Genomic DNA, 16,283 nt, shown 5'->3' on the forward strand with positions numbered 1-16,283 from the left:
GAACCTAATCCGGAAATTTCAGGCCGGTGCGGGGAGAGGAAACCGATATGTCGCTAGACAGTATTACGGAACAAATTGCGCATTTCGTTGGAACATTTGAGTTAACGACTGAACAGGCCCGGCTGCGTGACCAGTACGAAGAATTTACCACGCTGCGTCGAAAAGCTGAGCTTGAAGAACTGGAAGATCCCACACGCATTAAAGTCAAAGCCGATCTGAAGTTGGACCCGGGAAATTACGACCCGCTGCCTTACAAGTTTTCCGGCGTAAAAGCCGATGTCCCCCCACCACCTGCGATACCTGGCCCGATTGAAGACACCAGTGTGTCCTTTGGCCCCGATTTCGTCCCGGATGCATATTTTCCCGATGCGCAGTTTTCGGCCATGACGCAGCTGAACGTCGTGATGAAGCCGGTTTTCGAAACCGAACTCATCGGCTCGGCTGTTACGTACACGTTCCAGAAAATTCAACTGAATGACAACGACACCGTGGGCGAAGGGGACTTCCGCGATGTCGAGGCGCTGATGGCGCAGGGTCAAGCTACGCTGCAGGTGGCGTTGTCCCTGCACGCGGTGACACCCCCGTCGATCCATATAATGGACTACCAGTCCGGCGAAGCGGTCGAGCTATTGCTGGATCAGATTTATACGCCCGTGAACGTCGAAATTGACGGTATCACGGTGCATCAGTTCCTGGGCGAAGGCGCCACTGGCATGATCGTGAACGGCGAGCATGTCGATGAAATGCCTGATTTTCTGGAATTGATCCCAGAGCACCACAAAGCGGACATTGAGGAAGAAGAAGAGGACGAGCTTTCCGAGGCGTTGCCAGCCGAGTGGGACCAGTCCGAAGACCTCGAATTCGAGGACGGCCATTCCGTCGTCGCGGGCGGCAATTGGGCCGTCAACGAGGTTTCGGTCTCTGTCGGTTGGGTTGACGCGCCCAATATCGTGGTCGGCGGAAACTCGGTGAACCTGACCGTGGTTAGCCAGGTCGCCGTTGTTGTGGATGTCGATGAAGGTGAAGAAGGCGTCCAGAGCGAAACGCATGTGGTGCAGGCGTCCGAGATCAATTCTGAATCGCATGTTGCGCCCTGGTTGGAAGACAATGTCGCAGAAGAAGGCGAGGAAGGCGAGGAGGCCGAAGACCCCCTCGTCGTGATCGACTGGATCAGTGGCGATCTGCTGGTAACGAACTTCATCAAGCAAGTTATCGACGCCACGGATATCGACCAGATTTCTGCCGAAATCACGGCATCGTCCACTGCGTATACGTTGGGTGACAACATCCTGACCAACGTGACCGACATCCTTCAGCTCGGCTCTTTCTATGACTTGATCATCATCGGCGGTGACATGATCTCGATCGATGTCGTGAACCAGACCATCGTGTTGATGGACAGTGATGTGGTTCACGGTGCAAGCCCGACCGATGCAGAAGACAACCTGGTGATGAACAAGGTCTCACTGAAGGCCGAGGGTGAAGATACCCACGAAGCGTTGAGCCAGAACATGGCCAGTACAATCGAAATGCAGGAAGTCGATTCCGATGCGCTCGAGGATGCTCTGCTGAACGATCCCATGTATGCCGGAACCGAACTGGTCCGGGTGCTCAAGATCGAAGGCGACCTGTTGCAGGTCAACGTGATCGAACAGGTGACCTTGCTGCAGGATGACGACGACGTTTATATCGACAACCCGGGCGGGCAAGAGGTTTCAGCCTTGGGTGCCGGCAACGCTCTTTTGAACTCGGCCAATGTGACCAAGATGGGTGTCGACTCTGTCGTTATGGCTCAGGAAGAAGAGTATTCTGAAGTGATGTTGCATCAGGCAAGCTTGATCGACAGCCCGGAAGAAGAAAACAGCGAACTGGCCAACGAAGCGATTGCGATCCTGATGGAAGAGGTCGATGCGGCAGGCGATGCTGAAAACCAGTCCGGCGCGTCTACTCTGACCTCCTCTGAGATGGCTGCCATCGACGACGGCCTACAAACTATGCTAGCGTAGTAACCCTGTTTGTTACGAGTGACCTGAAAGTTTTAACATGTCGATTGTTTTTCCGTCGCGCCCGAGTCGATACGCCAGCCCATTGGATCGTAACGGCGGCGGCGTTTCTAAGCCGCCAAGCGCGGGCCAGTCTGATAAGAAACCAAAGAAAACACCCGGATTACGACTTAGCGAAGATTTACGCATCGGTGATCCGCAAGACGGTAAACGGGAGGCAGTCGCCGAAAGCGATGCGAGCGCCGAAAATACCGTGAAAGCAAAACCTGCTCATCACCAAGCGAAAGTGGAACCGCACCTGCGCGCCGGACCTCCCCCCCGGCGCAAGCAGCCGCAGCCTGCCGAAGACAGTGACCAACAGGGCAGCGGTGCTGGGGTGGCCGACGCAGAGAGCCCCGATCCAGAACCCGTCAATAAGACGAGCGACCGTATACCCCCCGCGTCGCGCTCGAATGGCGGTGATCGCATGGGCACCACTATCGAGGCCAAGGCGAACGAACCATTGCTGCGCAGCAATTCAGGTGGCGGCGATGGGAATGGGCCACCCCAAACATTCCACAAACGCACCCCGCCAGAGGACTTTCGCAAGACACTGCGTACCTCGTTGCGGGCAATCTATCGCAATCTGGCCTTTGTGCTGGTCCTGACTTGTGCGACGAACATCCTGATCCTGGCGATCCCGATCTATCTGTTCCAGATCAGTGACCGTGTTCTGACCAGCCGGTCGCTGGATACGCTGATCATGCTGACGGCTATTGTCGCCGGGGCGGTGATTTTCCAATCGGCCTTCGACGCGGTACGACGGTTCATGCTGATGCGAACCGCGGTCGAAGTGGCCGCCCGTCTTGGCGCTCCGATCCTCAGTGCGGCGGCCCATGCCTCGCTGCATGGCAGCGGACGTGAATATCAAACACTGGGCGACCTTCAACAAGTGCGCGGATTTCTGACGTCGGGCACGTTGATATCCTTCCTTGATGTGCCCTTCGCCCCCTTGTTCATCTTGATGATCTCTCTGGTGCATCCGCAGCTTGGGATGATCGTGATCGTCACGGCCCTGCTGTTGATGACGATCGCATTCATCAACCAGCGCATGACCGCCAAGCCCTTCGCCGAGGCGAACAAGGCGCAATCCATGGCCAACCTGCATCTGGATTCGATGTCGCGAAACAGTCAGATCATCAACGCTCTGGCTATGATCCCCGAGGCCGTGCGCATATGGGGCCGCGACACCGCGCAATCGCTAACATGGCAGGTCCGCGCGCAGGACCGGAACGTGATCTTTGCCGCCATTTCCCGCGCGGTGCGTCTGCTGACGCAGATCACCATTCTGGGCTGGGGCGCGTTTCTGGCGCTGCAGGGTGAGATCACCGGCGGCATGGTTATTGCCGCGTCGATCATTGCCGGTCGGGCCTTTGCGCCGATCGAAGGCTCGATCGAAGGGTGGAACAGCTTCCTGCTGACCCGCGCTGCCTATGGCCGGATCAATCAATTGCTGTCTAATTCAGCGCTGCAATTCGAAAAGCTGCGCCTGCCGCGCCCCGAAGGCCGACTGGACGTGGAGCGCCTGCTTTACGTGCCCGGCGGCACCAAGCGCGTCGTCCTGAACGGGATCAGTTTCTCGCTGAATCCGGGTGAGACGCTGGCCATCATCGGCAATTCCGGTGCGGGTAAAACCACGCTCGGTAAAACGCTGGTCGGGTCGATCCTTCCGACATCTGGCAGTGTGCGTCTTGACCTTATGGATATCCGCAACTGGGACCCGCGTCAGTTTGGCGAAAGCATCGGGTACCTGCCGCAGGATGTGCAACTGTTCCCCGGCACCATCAAGGACAATATCGGCCGGATGCGTTCGGACGCGACGGATGAGCAGATACACGACGCTGCCGTTCTGGCCGATGTGCATAACATGATCGCGACGCTGCCGCAGGGCTATGAAACCGTGGTGGCCGCAGACGGCTCACCGCTGTCTGGCGGTCAGAAACAGCGCATCGCGCTGGCACGGGCCTTCTTCGGCAATCCACGCATGGTGGTGCTGGACGAGCCGAACTCGAACCTGGACGTGGCCGGCGACAAGGCGCTGGCGCGGGCCATCGAACAGGCCAAGGAAAGCAAAATCACTGTGGTGGTGATCACCCAGAAGCCAACTCTGCTGAACGTGGTCGACAAGATCATGCTGCTGACGGATGGCCGGGTGGCGCTGTTTGGCCACCGCGAACAGGTTCTGCAACAACTGAACGGGCCGCGTAACAATGCGCCCGGCATTCAGAAGCAGTAAGGGGGTGCGATATGAATGAACTGGTACCCGTGAACAACGATCCCAATGATCCGACGGTCTGGTATGCCGAAGTTCCGCGCTCGATCAATCGTCTGATCGTTATCGGATTTGTTCTGCTGGTCGCCTGCTTTGGGGGCTTTGGTGTCTGGTCTTTCCGTGCACCTCTGGCGGCGGCGGTGATCGCACAGGGCAGCTTTGTCGCCACTGGCCGCAACAAGATTGTGCAACACTTGGAAGGCGGCATCATTCAGGAAATTCAGGTGGTCGAAGGCCAGTCCGTCAAAGCCGGGCAAGTGATGATGACGCTGGACCAAACCTCGGCAGAAGCGAACGAACGTGAATTGTTCATCCGCAAAATCCGACTGCAGGCCATGTCCGAGCGTCTGAATGCGGAATATGGTGAAGAACAACGGCTGGAGTTTTCCCCGGATCTGATCGCCGCCTCGGACGATACCGAGGTGATGAGCATCCTTGACGGGCAGAAAATTACATTCGACCTGTCCCGCAAGACCTTGCTGAACGATATTGCTTTGCTCGAACGCAACATGGAAGCTCTGCGCATTCGCTCAAGTGGGTTTGAGGCGCAGCTTGACAGCATGACGCGACGGTCGGAAATCCTTCAGGAAGAGTTCGACACCAAACAGGCGCTGTTCGAAAAAGGGCTTGTGCGCAAGGGTGAACTGAACACCATTCGCCGGGTTCAAGCCGAAGCCGAAGGCCAGCACGCGCGGCTACAGGCTGAGGCGGCTGAAATCAGCCAGATGCTGCTGAAATACGAAGAACAGATTTCCCGTACCCGGGCAGCCTATCGTGAGGCTGCGTTGGATGAACTGGGTGTGATCGAAGCCGATCTGGAAAGTGTCCGCGAAAAAGCCCGCCAGGCGCGCAGCGTTCTGGACCGCGCAGTTGTGCGGGCTCCGGTGACTGGTACCGTAGTGCGGCTGCACTATCACACGCCGGGCGGGGTGATCGAAACCGGTGAACCCATTGCCGAGATCCTGCCAGCCGACGCCCCCCTGATCATCGAGGCGCAGATCCCGCGCACCGAGATCGACAGCGTGGTTACCGGACAGGACGCCACGGTGCGGTTGGTCGCTCTAAACCAGCGGACGACGCCGGTGTTGCAAGGCCAAGTGTTCTATCTGTCGGCGGACTCAGTGATCGAGGATTCCACTGGCGCGCCGCAAGAGGTCTATCTGGCTCGCATCTCGCTGGAACCGGAAGAAATTGAGCGCGTACGGGGCTTTATCCCGACACCGGGTATGCCCGCCGAGATCATGATCCAGACCGAAGAGCGCACTTTCGCGGCCTATATCGCGAAACCTGTGACAGACAGCATGTCGCGTGCCTTCCGCGAACAGTAACGGGCTGGCCGCAGGGCCGGTCTGCCCCTTCCACGCATTGCGTGTTACCCTCCGGTGAAATCACCGGAGGATTGCCTATGGCCCTGACAGTTCAAGACATGATGGAGGCCGCAAATGCTGTGGTCGATCGTATCGACACCGGTACAGCGAAAAAACTGCTGGGGCAGGGCGGTTTGCTGCTGGACGTGCGGGATGCCGTCGAGTTGCAGCAGGCAGGGCGGGCCAGCGGTGCCCATCATATCCCGCGCGGCATGTTGGAATTTCGCGCTGATGAGAGTTTGCAATCCCATGACCCGGAACTTCGGAAAGACCGCCCGATTGTCCTGTATTGCGCGGCCGGTGGTCGCGCCGCGTTGGCAGGCAAGCTGCTGAAGGACATGGGGTACCAGCGGGTCTACAACCTCGGCGGTTTGCCCGATTGGGTCAATGGCGGGGGTGAGGTCACAGCCTGAAAGATCAGGCGTTCAGAAACGCCCGGACGGCGGCCTCGAACTCGCGCGGTTTTTCGGCGTGCAGCCAATGGCCCGCGCCGGGAATCTTGGCGAACTTGGCAGCCGGAAACAGCGCGCGGATCAGATTGCGATATTCGGGCAGCACATACTCGGAATCTCCGCCTGACAGGAACAGGGCCGGGCCGTCCCACGACCCGTCTTGTTCCGGAAAGCCCATGATCTTGAGCATCTCAGCCGCCAGAACATCAAGGTTCAGCAGCCAGCGTTTTCCCTTGATATCAAGAGATTGCGTGAAAAAGCTTTGAAGCGCGGGTTCAACGCCCTGATCGGCCAGTTGCTGTGCCGCGTCCGAGCGCCGCTCGATCGCCGAGAAATCGACGGCGCGCATCGCTTCGATGAATTGGATCTGGCTGTGCGTGTAGGTCACCGGCGCGATATCGGCGACCACCAATTTCCGCACCAGATGCCCATGTTGCAGGGCCAGCGTCATCGCCGCCTTGCCGCCCATCGAATGGCCCACCACGTCGGCTTCGCCGCCGAAATGTTCGATCACCTCGGCCAGATCATTGGCCAATTCCGGATAGCTGTGCTGATCGGTCCACATGCTGTAGGCGTGGTTGCGCATATCGACGGCCACAACCTGCCGCTCATCCGCCAGACGTCGGGCGATCACCCCCCAGTTCCGGGCCGAGCCATAAAGCCCGTGCGCAATCAGCAAAGGAGGGTTCGCGGTCGGTTCGCCATGTATGATCGTGTTCAGCATGAGGCTGTGATACCCGTCGCGATCAGAAACAACCAGCCCCATTGTCGCCTTCGTCTATGGGGGTTAAGTTGGCAGCTTCGGAGGCCCCGTCATGTCGGAAAATACGGATATCCAAAGCCAGATTGCGCAAACGGTTCAGCTGTTGCGCAAGAAACTGGGGGTGAAGGACAAGACGCTGGCGGACTCGATCCGCAAGGCGAAACGGCTGCTGCCCCGCCGGATTTACAAGCAGGCGCTGATGCTGGCGAATGCCGAGCAAATGGCGGCACATCCCAAGCTGCGGCTGGTGCTGGATACTCCGAAACTCGCGCGCGCGTCCGAAGAGGTTCAGGCGCATCTAAGCGGTATCAACCGAGCCGACCAGCGTCTGGGGTGGTTTCTGGGGATGCTGGGCGGGTTGGCGTTCAACCTGCTGGCTTTGTTGGCTCTGCTGATCATTTTCCTGCGGTGGCAGGGGTTTATCTGATACGTCCCCAAAAAAGAACGGCGCCCATCAGGCGCCGCTCAGGTCTTTGATTTTAAACCTGATTACAGGTTGGGATAGATCGGGAATTTAGCGCAGAGGTCTGCGACCTCGGCTTTGACCTTGGCTTCGACTTCGCCGTTGCCGTCCTCGCCATTGGCGGCCAGGCCGTCGACCACTTCGATGATCCAGTCGGCGATCTGGCGGAATTCGGTCTCGCCGAACCCACGGGTGGTGCCGGCGGGCGAGCCCAGGCGGATGCCCGACGTGATGGTCGGTTTTTCCGGGTCAAACGGAACGCCGTTCTTGTTGCAGGTGATATGCGCGCGGCCCAGAGCCTTTTCGGTGGCGTTGCCCTTGACGCCTTTGGGGCGCAGGTCGACCAGCACCACGTGGGTATCTGTGCCGTGGGTCACGGTATCCAGACCGCCCTTGATCAGCTGATCCGACAGCGCCTGCGAGTTCACCACGACCTGCTTGATGTAGTCCTTGAAGGCCGGCTGCAGTGCCTCGCCAAAGGCCACGGCCTTGGCTGCGATCACGTGCATCAGCGGGCCGCCCTGAATGCCGGGGAAGATGGCCGAGTTCACTTTCTTGGCGATCACCTCGTCATTGGTCAGGATCATGCCGCCGCGCGGGCCGCGCAGGGTCTTGTGGGTGGTGGTGGTCGCAACATGGGCGTGCGGGAAAGGCGAGGGGTGCTCACCCGCCGCAACCAGACCGGCGAAATGCGCCATGTCCACGTGCAGATAGGCGCCAACCATGTCCGCAATCTCGCGCATGCGGGCAAAGTCGATCTGACGCGGAATGGCCGAACCGCCTGCGATGATCAGCTTGGGGTTATGCTCTTTCGCCAGCGCCTCGACCTGATCGTAGTCCAGCATGTTGTCTTCTTTGCGCACACCATACTGGACGGCCTTGAACCACTTGCCCGACTGGTTGGGCGCGGCGCCGTGGGTCAGGTGACCGCCTGCGTCCAGGCTCATGCCCAGAATGGTGTCGCCGGGCTGGATCAGCGCCTGGAACACGCCCTGGTTGGCCTGAGAGCCTGAGTTCGGTTGGACATTGGCGAACTCGCAGCCAAACAGCTGCTTGGCGCGGTCGATGGCGAGGTTCTCGGCGATGTCGACGAACTGGCAGCCGCCATAGTAGCGACGGCCGGGATAGCCCTCGGCGTATTTGTTGGTCATCACCGAGCCCTGCGCCTCCATCACGGCGGCAGAGACGATGTTCTCGGACGCGATCAGCTCGATCTCGTCGCGCTGGCGGCCCAGCTCGGATGTGATCGAGCCAAAAAGCTCAGGATCACGGTCCGAAAGGGACTGGGTGAAAAAACCGTCGGTACGGTGCGGGGCGTTCACGGGGCAAATCTCCTGTAGAAGAGGGGCCGATGCCGCCGTTTAGGCCGCATCGGTGGTCTTTGACTGGCGCTTGGGTGGGTTTTCAGATCACCCGGTCGCGCGGTTCGAGGCCTTGGAAAAAGTCGCTGAGGTTATCCAGAACGCGGAACCCCATCGCTTCGCGGGCCTCGCGCGTTGCACTGCCCAGATGCGGCAGCATCACGAGGTTGTCGCATTGCAGAAGGCCCGGATTGATACGCGGTTCACCGTCGAACACGTCCAGCGCGGCCCCTCCGATCATGTCGAAGGACAGGGACTGAATGAGAGCCCGTTCGTCGATGACCTCGCCGCGTGCCGTGTTGATCAGGAACGCATCGGGTTTCATCAGGTCCAGCCTGCGAGCGTTGATCATATGACGGTTTGCGGCACCCCCGGGGCAGTGCAGCGAGACAAAATCGCATTGCGGCAACAGCTCATCAACCGTGTCCACTTGCGTCGCGTTGCACTTGGCCAGGATGTCCGGCGCAATCGGGCTGCGGTTATAGACAAGGATCTCCATACCGAACCCGTGATGGGCGCGGCGGGCCATTTCCTGCCCGATGCGGCCATAGCCGATGATGCCCAGCGTCTTGCCGCTGACCTTGGTGCCGATCAGATGCGTTGGACGCCAGCCGGTCCAGTTGCCAGCGCGCAATTCACGCTCACCTTCACCGGCGCGGCGGGCCACCATCAGCAGTAGCGTCATGGCGATATCGGCGGTGCATTCGGACAGTACGTCGGGCGTGTTCGTCACGGTCATGCCCAGCCCACGTGCCGAGGGCTCGCAGATGTGGCTGTAGCCGACGCCGTAGTTGGCGAGAATCTTTGTCTGCGCGCCGGGCACATCCATTGCTTCGGCGTTCAGCGTATCGGTGACGGTGGGCAGCACCGCATCATAAGATTTTAGTGCTTGCCGGATTTCGGCCGGGGACATTGGTTTGTCCCCGGTGTTCAGCACGGTGTTATAGTTCTCGGCCAGCTGCGCCTCGACGGCGGCAGGCCAACGACGGGTAACAAGAACCGAGGGTTTGACCATCACGCGGCCTCCATCACACGGGCGATCGTTTCACCGATCACGGCAGGGTTTTCGGCCACGGTTACACCGGCGGCGGACAGGATCTCGACCTTTTCGCTGGCGCTTTCGCCAAAGGCCGAGATGATCGCGCCCGCATGGCCCATGGTGCGGCCCTTGGGTGCGGTCAGACCAGCTACATAGGCCACAACCGGTTTGGTGATGTGGTCGCGGATGTATTCGGCTGCTTCGGCCTCCTGCGGGCCGCCTATTTCACCGATCATGGCGATGACGTGAGTATCCTCGTCCTCTTCGAACCGCTGCAGGATGTCCTTGAAGGACGAGCCGTTGATCGGGTCGCCGCCGATGCCGACACTGGTCGATACACCAATCCCACGCTCTTTCAACTGTGCTGCGGCTTCATAGCCCAGCGTGCCGGACCGGCCGATGATGCCTACGTGGCCGGGCAGGTATATGTGACCCGGCATGATCCCCAGCAGAGCTTTGCCGGGCGAGATCGTGCCCGCGCAGTTCGGCCCGGTCAGCACCATGCGCTTTTCCTTGGGATAGCGGTACATGTATCGCTTCACCCGGATCATGTCCTGTGCCGGGATACCGTCGGTGATGCAGACGCAATAGCGGATACCCGCATCTGCGGCTTCCATGATCGAGTCCGCAGCAAATGGTGGTGGCACAAAGACAAGGCTGGCATCCGCACCGGTTGCTTCGACGGCTTGCTTGACGGTGTCAAAGACCGGAACACCTTCGACGGTTTCTCCGCCCTTGCCGGGCACTACGCCGCCCACAACGTTGGTGCCGTAGTTCAGCATGTCCTTGGTGTGGAACCGCGCCATACGGCCGGTGATACCTTGTACGATGACACGCGAGTCACGATCGAGAAGAATGCTCATTACACAGCCCTCATCTTGGTGCCTTGAGTAAGGTCGTTTTTCCATGCGCCCACGGCGCGTTCTGCGGCTTCCATAAGTGTGGTGGCGCGAATGATCGGCAGGCCGGATTTGGCAAGGATCTTCTGACCTTCTTCCACATTGGTCCCGGCCAGGCGCACGACCACAGGGATATCGAGCTCCAGTTCCTTCAGCGCCTGCACGACCCCTTCAGCCACCCAGTCACAGCGGTTGATACCGGCGAAGATGTTGACAAGGATCGCCTGCACGTTGTCGTCGGACAAAACCAACCGGAAAGCTTTGGCCACACGTTCCGGTGAAGCGCCGCCACCGATATCGAGGAAGTTGGCGGGCTCGCCCCCAGCCAGCTTGATCGTGTCCATCGTTGCCATCGCCAGACCGGCACCGTTGACGATACAGCCGATATTGCCGTCCAGACCTACATAAGACAGGCCACGATCCGCCGCGCGGCTTTCGCGCGGGTCTTCCTGGCTCTTGTCGCGCAACTCGGCGATCTGCGGGTGACGGAACAGGGCATTGTCGTCAAAGCTCATCTTGGCGTCCAGCGCCAGAACGCGGTCGTCCCCGGTGATGACCAGCGGGTTGATCTCGACCATGGTGGCGTCCAGATCGCTGAAGGCGGCGTAGCAGCCCTGCAGCGTGCGCACCATGTGTTGCACCAGCTTCGGTTCCAGCCCCAGTTTGAATGCGATTTCGCGCGCCTGGAATTCCTGCAAGCCAACAGCGGGTTCAACAATGGACCGTACGATGCTGTCTGGACGCTCAGCCGAGATTTCCTCGATCTCCATCCCGCCCTCGGACGAGGCCACGATCATCACCCGCTGGCTGGACCGGTCGAGCACAAACCCAAGATAGATCTCGCGGTCAATTGGCACGGCGGATTCGACATAGACACGGTAGATGCCTTTGCCTTCCGGGCCAGTCTGATGTGTGACCAGCTTGCGACCGAACAGATCGTCACAGGCTTCGTAGATCTCGTGCTCGGTGTTGCACAGCTTGACTCCTCCGGCCTTGCCGCGCCCGCCTGCGTGGACCTGCGCCTTGACGATCCATTTGTCGCCGCCCAGCTCACGCGCCCGATAGGCCGCCTGTTCCGGGCTGTAGGCCAACGCGCCCGAGGGCACATCGACACCGAAATTCGAAAGAAGCTCTTTCGCTTGATATTCATGGATATCCATCTGCATTCCTCCCGTTCATGCAGTGTGATTAAGCGGCGATCGACGTGCCGTAGCGGCTTTCCAGCAAGGCTTCGATCGAGTCTTGGTCAACCTCTCCTCCCAGTTCACGCAGGGCCTCGGCGAACAGGCGAACGATCCGGCTGACGGCCTGTCGGTTCAGCTGGTTCAGGATTCCGATGCGGACCTGCACCGGCGCGCTGAGCGTGGGCCAGATGCCAAACCCGCGGGCGCGGCAGTTCTGCACCAGTTCCATCTCACGGCCCGCCAGTTCCGGCGGCAGATTCAGTACGATGAGACTGGGCATATCCGAAGTCACTTCGCACCCCATCTCGATCACCGCGTCGCGCAAGACCTTTTCGTGGGTCCGGTAGGACATCGAGCGCTTTGCCAGACCCTCTTGCAGGGTCAGACGCAGGGATTCGTGGAAAGCAGCGACCGCGTATCCGGAATGGGTGCGGTGATAGGTGCCTTTTTCCACGTCCTGACCATCGACGATACCCCAGTGGCGGGCCTCGAAAATCGGGTTGTGAACATAGGTGTAGGCACCGGTTGACTTCAGGGTTTCGATATAGGCGTCCGTGAAACTGACGGGCGCATAGGTCAGCGGCAGGCAGCATAGGCCTTTTTGCGGGCACGAGGCCCAACCGGCAATGCCGGGGAAGTCATCAATCGAGAAGTCATCGACGCCCAGCGACGAGACCGCATCAATCAGACCCATCGCGCCATGACGCTCACAGGCGTCCGAGAACCCGCGCAGGTCGTTGATACGGCCCGAACCGGTTTCCCAATGCGCCATGAAGGCCCATTTCGGCTGATGCTCTGACAGAGAGGCGTCGACCAGCTCACCCGTCACTGGCTGGCCATGCGGAACTTCGATCACGGTGACGCTGGCGGCCTGTGGGTCCAGCGGGTTGGCGGCGTGCTCTTCAGGTGTCGCAGCCTTGATCCGCAGAGTCAGCGCATCAATGCCCGAGAAGGTGCCATTGGTGAAGGCAACCACCTTGTCGCCGGGCATCACGGCCGAGAACATGGTGTCCAGCGCGCTCCAACCGGTGCCGGCCACGGCGAAGGTATAGGCGTTTTCGGTGCCCCAGATCTTGCGCAGCATATGCTTGCACTCGACCATGCCGCGCAGGACGTCGCCCTGCATGTGGTCTGCGACGCCTGCTTTGGCAAAGGCGTTCAGAACACGGGCGTCAGTGTTGCCCGGCCCCGGACCCGCGGCAAGCGTTTCGGGAATTTCGAGCGGTGGGAAAATTTGAAAGGTCATCGTCAGACATCCTTGGCGGTTATTCGGGCCCTGCGGCCTGTTGTGTTACGTTGCCGAACAGAAAACGCGGACTTGCCCTGTAACGCAACGTAACTTACTACTGTTTTAGGATGTCTAAATGGATGGGGGTTTACCTACCCATTTAGGTAAAAATACCAAAGTATACCGATTTTCCACCTACCCAAATGGGTAGTAATTGGCAAAAACAGGGTGAATGAGATGTCTGCTACCGCTAACGGTCCGATCGATGTCATGCTTGCGGACAGCAACCCGCTGGTCTTGTCTGCCATGTCCGAAATCTTCGAGCGCGACCCGCGATTCTCATTGGTGGCGACCTCGGCCACGGCCGAAGGGTTTCTGGGAACAGTGATGCGGGTGCCTGTTCAGGTGGGCGTGGTGGACTGGAACCTTCCGGTGCTGGGGGCGGCGAAACTGATCGAAGTGCTGCGCGAACAGGCCAACGCCCCGCGCTTTGTTGTCTACGGGGAAACGACCGGTGAAATCCCGCGCTTGGCGATGCAGGCCGGGGCCGCTGGCTTTGCCGCCCGGTCCGGCGAGGTGGAAGGCCTGCTGGAAACCTGCGCCGATGTGGCAGCGGGGAAGATGGTGTTCCCGTTCATCGACGTCCGCAAAATGCAGCAGGACCCGATCCAAAATCTGTCCCGTAAAGAACGCGCCATCCTTGAAGCGCTGGCACAGGGCATGTCGAACCGGGACTTGTCGAAGGAACTGCAGATTTCGACCAACACCGTCAAATTTCACCTTTCCAATATCTACGAGAAACTGGCGGTGAAAAACCGGGCCCAGGCCATTGCCTATTTTTATTCGTCGCAGTTGTCCGGAAGCTAACTTGCAGGCTGACACTGCGCTGCTTTGGTAGCCTTGCGGAACAGCGCGGCCGTCACCGCTGTTCCACCCGCGCCCGACCCTGACCCCGCAGCGACGGCGGCAGACCGTCTGATGCCGGAAATGCGAAAGATTGCATCCCGTCCGCCAATGACAATGGTTGCCAAAGAACCGCGCCTTGCGCCGTGCCAACTGACAGGGTCGACCCATGATCCAGAATAATCCCGCCCTGATCGACGCCATCCGCGACCGGTTCGCCTCTGTGCCGCATGAAAGGTATCCGCACTCACACGCGCAAGGTCGATCACTATTCGGGCAACGCGCTAACGCCGCGGGGCCTACCGGACTGTATCCGCATTTCATTCTGTCGCTACAATACTGAACAGGAAATCACCCGCCTTCTGGTTGCGATCAAGATGCTTGGAGACTGTGGCTAAGCAAGCTGTTCGTTTTGAGATTTTGAGTTTGAGAACAGCACAGATCTTGCAAGAAACCTAACCTGTAGGTGAATTTGAGTTGAAGGTTTTACATAACACACATACTGCGATGTCCGCAGTTTGTTACGGCGGCGCCGAACATCCATAGGTTGCGAAATCGCGCAGGACCGGCACATAGTCTGTTCCATCCCGGCCAACCTCCAGCGACCAGGTCCTGACCGTGGTCGAGAAGTGCAACTCAACCGTGTCCCCGGGGCGGTAGGTATATCGATCAGTATAGCCCCAGATCTCCAGCACCCGGTCATCTCTGGCAGGGCCGGTATAGTAGTGATCCAGAATGTGACGTGCGCGGAGTAATCGCCGAGCCCGCGCCTTCTTGTTCTGGGTCAATAACAGTGTTCGTACTGCCACTCCGCTGATTTGTCCTTTTCTCGCTCTCACACGGCATCGCGCGCATCATTTGAAGGTCCCTGAACATATCTGCCGGCTGATTAATCGAAAGCTGGTTCTCCGCCAATTCACTTTCTTTCAAGCGACATCGCGATGTCGCGGGAAGGTTATACTTGCGCAACTCCCCGCGATAGCCGCTGGGTATGCTACGCGCTTTGAACGAAAACTGGGCTTTGTTTCTTGGCATGCTCATGCTGATGGTCGCCAACGGCCTCTTGGCGACTTTGTTGACAATTCGTGGGGCGAGCCTCGGGTTCAGCGACTTCACCATATCGATCATGCAGGCCAGCTATCCGCTCGGCGCGCTTGCGGGCACGGCACTGGCCCCAAGGTTGGTAGAAAACGTCGGTCATATTCGGGCGTTTTCTGCACTCGCGTCCCTAGTTTCAATCGCTGCGATTGTTCACCTTTTGACCAGCGATTCTGTCAGCTGGAGCGTAATGAGGTTTCTCGGAGGGTTTTGCTATCCGGGCCTATACGTGATTACCGAAAGTTGGCTGAACGCAAAGTCCGACAACAGCATTCGTGCACAGGTCTTGTCGCTCTATTTCATTATTCAGCTTGCTGGCCCCGCCTTGGGAACAGCGCTTGTCGGGTTTCCTGACCCAACAGGCAACCTGTTGTTTGGTGTCGTCTCAATACTGATCTCACTTTCAATTGTGCCGCTCTTGTTGTCCGGCAACAAAGCACCGGACTACACCGCCCCAGAACGAATGCCTGTTACCCGGTTGTATAAGGTCTCGCCCGTTGCAGTGATTGGCATCGTCATCGTTAGTATCGGTGTTTCTGCATCCTACATCACGCTGCCGCTTTATGCTTTGCAGCAAGGATTTACGGCAGCGCAGGCATCGGGCGCGCTTGTTGCGGCGTTGATTGCCGGTGCCGCCGTTCAATACCCGGTTGGTTGGATTTCCGATCATACCGACAGACGCTACGTGATCATCGGCCTGGGGGGAGTGGCTGCTGTGGCCAGCCTCTGGATGGCCATCGACACTTCGACATCGAATATTGTTTACGGATTTGTTCTGGTCGCGATCGGACTTTACCCTGCCTATTCCATCCTGACAGCCCATGCGAACGACCAGCTGAAACTGTCTCAGATCGTACCCGCCAGCGGCACAATGGTGTTGCTGCTGAATATTGGCTTGCTGATGGGGACGATACTAGGTCCAAACTCAATCACTCTGCATGGGGGCAGGGGGCTGCAGTTTCTTTTGGCCGGTGTTGGTATTTCCGTTGCAGTGGTTGCCCTCATCCGACGCTATCAGGTCGAGGCGCCCGCGGAGACCGGAGAGGTGCAAGTTGTGGGGTTCATCGGCACCGGGCAACCGGGTGTTCTGCAAGCCGAAAGCTGGGTTCAGGAAGAAGATGCAATTCAACAAGATGGAGAGGCCTAGACCTCCAGTTCTGGGCGCATTCAACGGCGCGGTTGGTCTGCAATTCACTTAACAGGGAGGCACGG

Annotated in this window: 15 protein-coding genes; 7 read left to right on the top strand and 8 right to left on the bottom strand. The window is 58.9% G+C overall.

Going from position 1 to position 16,283, the window contains the following annotated elements; genetic code table 11:
• The first annotated feature begins 47 nt into the window (after nt 1-47).
• From GOX63_RS07435 to GOX63_RS07450, 4 genes are all read left to right on the top strand, one after another.
• A complete protein-coding gene (locus GOX63_RS07435) occupies nt 48-2,006 on the top strand; it encodes a type I secretion protein (RefSeq protein ID WP_170326724.1) in 1,959 nt (652 codons plus the stop codon).
• Between the two features lie 463 nt (nt 2,007-2,469).
• Entirely contained in the window at nt 2,470-4,278 is a 1,809-nt protein-coding gene (locus tag GOX63_RS07440; protein WP_254435882.1) for a type I secretion system permease/ATPase, read from the top strand.
• Between the two features lie 11 nt (nt 4,279-4,289).
• Nucleotides 4,290-5,642 carry an HlyD family type I secretion periplasmic adaptor subunit gene (locus GOX63_RS07445; RefSeq protein WP_170326722.1) on the top strand — a complete coding sequence of 451 codons (1,353 nt, stop codon included), beginning with the start codon at nt 4,290-4,292 and terminating at the stop codon, nt 5,640-5,642.
• A 77-nt stretch (nt 5,643-5,719) separates the two neighbouring features.
• Nucleotides 5,720-6,094 (top strand): rhodanese-like domain-containing protein, encoded by a 375-nt coding sequence (locus GOX63_RS07450; RefSeq protein ID WP_170545382.1) that lies wholly within the window; start codon nt 5,720-5,722, stop codon nt 6,092-6,094.
• A gap of 4 nt (nt 6,095-6,098) precedes the next feature.
• On the opposite strand, the gene GOX63_RS07455 is transcribed toward GOX63_RS07450, so the two are convergent.
• Nucleotides 6,099-6,899 carry an alpha/beta fold hydrolase gene (locus GOX63_RS07455; protein ID WP_437436604.1) on the bottom strand — a complete coding sequence of 267 codons (801 nt, stop codon included), beginning with the start codon at nt 6,897-6,899 and terminating at the stop codon, nt 6,099-6,101.
• Between the two features lie 49 nt (nt 6,900-6,948).
• On the opposite strand from GOX63_RS07455, the gene GOX63_RS07460 reads away from it, so the two are divergent.
• Nucleotides 6,949-7,323, top strand: a complete 375-nt coding sequence (locus tag GOX63_RS07460) for a hypothetical protein (protein ID WP_170545384.1) — start codon at nt 6,949-6,951, stop codon at nt 7,321-7,323.
• 62 nt (nt 7,324-7,385) lie between these two features.
• On the opposite strand, the gene glyA is transcribed toward GOX63_RS07460, so the two are convergent.
• The 5 genes from glyA to GOX63_RS07485 all read right to left on the bottom strand — a co-directional run bounded on the left by glyA (nt 7,386) and on the right by GOX63_RS07485 (nt 13,088).
• Complete coding sequence (glyA, locus tag GOX63_RS07465; RefSeq protein ID WP_170545387.1) at nt 7,386-8,681, bottom strand: serine hydroxymethyltransferase; 1,296 nt, start codon at nt 8,679-8,681, stop codon at nt 7,386-7,388.
• Between the two features lie 82 nt (nt 8,682-8,763).
• Nucleotides 8,764-9,735: a 2-hydroxyacid dehydrogenase gene (locus tag GOX63_RS07470; RefSeq protein WP_170327321.1), complete on the bottom strand. Its 972-nt coding sequence runs from the start codon at nt 9,733-9,735 to the stop codon at nt 8,764-8,766.
• Entirely contained in the window at nt 9,735-10,622 is an 888-nt protein-coding gene (sucD, locus tag GOX63_RS07475; protein ID WP_170327322.1) for a succinate--CoA ligase subunit alpha, read from the bottom strand. Before sucD ends, GOX63_RS07470 begins: the two co-directional genes overlap by 1 nt.
• The gene (locus GOX63_RS07480; protein ID WP_170327323.1) at nt 10,622-11,818 is read right to left on the bottom strand and encodes a malate--CoA ligase subunit beta; all 1,197 of its coding nucleotides are present in this window, start codon (nt 11,816-11,818) and stop codon (nt 10,622-10,624) included. The genes sucD and GOX63_RS07480 overlap by 1 nt, the downstream gene beginning before the upstream one ends.
• A 28-nt stretch (nt 11,819-11,846) precedes the next feature.
• Nucleotides 11,847-13,088: an aminotransferase class V-fold PLP-dependent enzyme gene (locus GOX63_RS07485; protein WP_170327324.1), complete on the bottom strand. Its 1,242-nt coding sequence runs from the start codon at nt 13,086-13,088 to the stop codon at nt 11,847-11,849.
• A gap of 219 nt (nt 13,089-13,307) precedes the next feature.
• Here GOX63_RS07485 and GOX63_RS07490 point away from each other — a divergent pair, with 219 nt between their 5' ends.
• Complete coding sequence (locus GOX63_RS07490) at nt 13,308-13,937, top strand: response regulator transcription factor (RefSeq protein ID WP_254435883.1); 630 nt, start codon at nt 13,308-13,310, stop codon at nt 13,935-13,937.
• Nucleotides 13,938-13,989: 52 nt separating this feature from the next.
• Here GOX63_RS07490 and GOX63_RS07495 read toward each other — a convergent pair whose 3' ends face one another.
• Together GOX63_RS07495 and GOX63_RS07500 are read right to left on the bottom strand one after the other, a co-directional pair.
• Nucleotides 13,990-14,205 (bottom strand): hypothetical protein, encoded by a 216-nt coding sequence (locus GOX63_RS07495; RefSeq protein ID WP_170327325.1) that lies wholly within the window; start codon nt 14,203-14,205, stop codon nt 13,990-13,992.
• Between the two features lie 289 nt (nt 14,206-14,494).
• Nucleotides 14,495-14,782, bottom strand: coding sequence for a hypothetical protein (locus GOX63_RS07500; protein ID WP_174825901.1), 288 nt, complete (start codon nt 14,780-14,782; stop codon nt 14,495-14,497).
• Between the two features lie 182 nt (nt 14,783-14,964).
• Here GOX63_RS07500 and GOX63_RS07505 point away from each other — a divergent pair, with 182 nt between their 5' ends.
• On the top strand, nt 14,965-16,218 hold the full coding sequence (locus GOX63_RS07505; RefSeq protein ID WP_170327476.1) for an MFS transporter: 1,254 nt from the start codon (nt 14,965-14,967) through the stop codon (nt 16,216-16,218).
• Nucleotides 16,219-16,283: the final 65 nt, after the last annotated feature.

It is taken from the genome of Ruegeria arenilitoris (assembly GCF_013031355.1).
Taxonomy (GTDB): Bacteria; Pseudomonadota; Alphaproteobacteria; order Rhodobacterales; family Rhodobacteraceae; genus Ruegeria; species Ruegeria arenilitoris_C.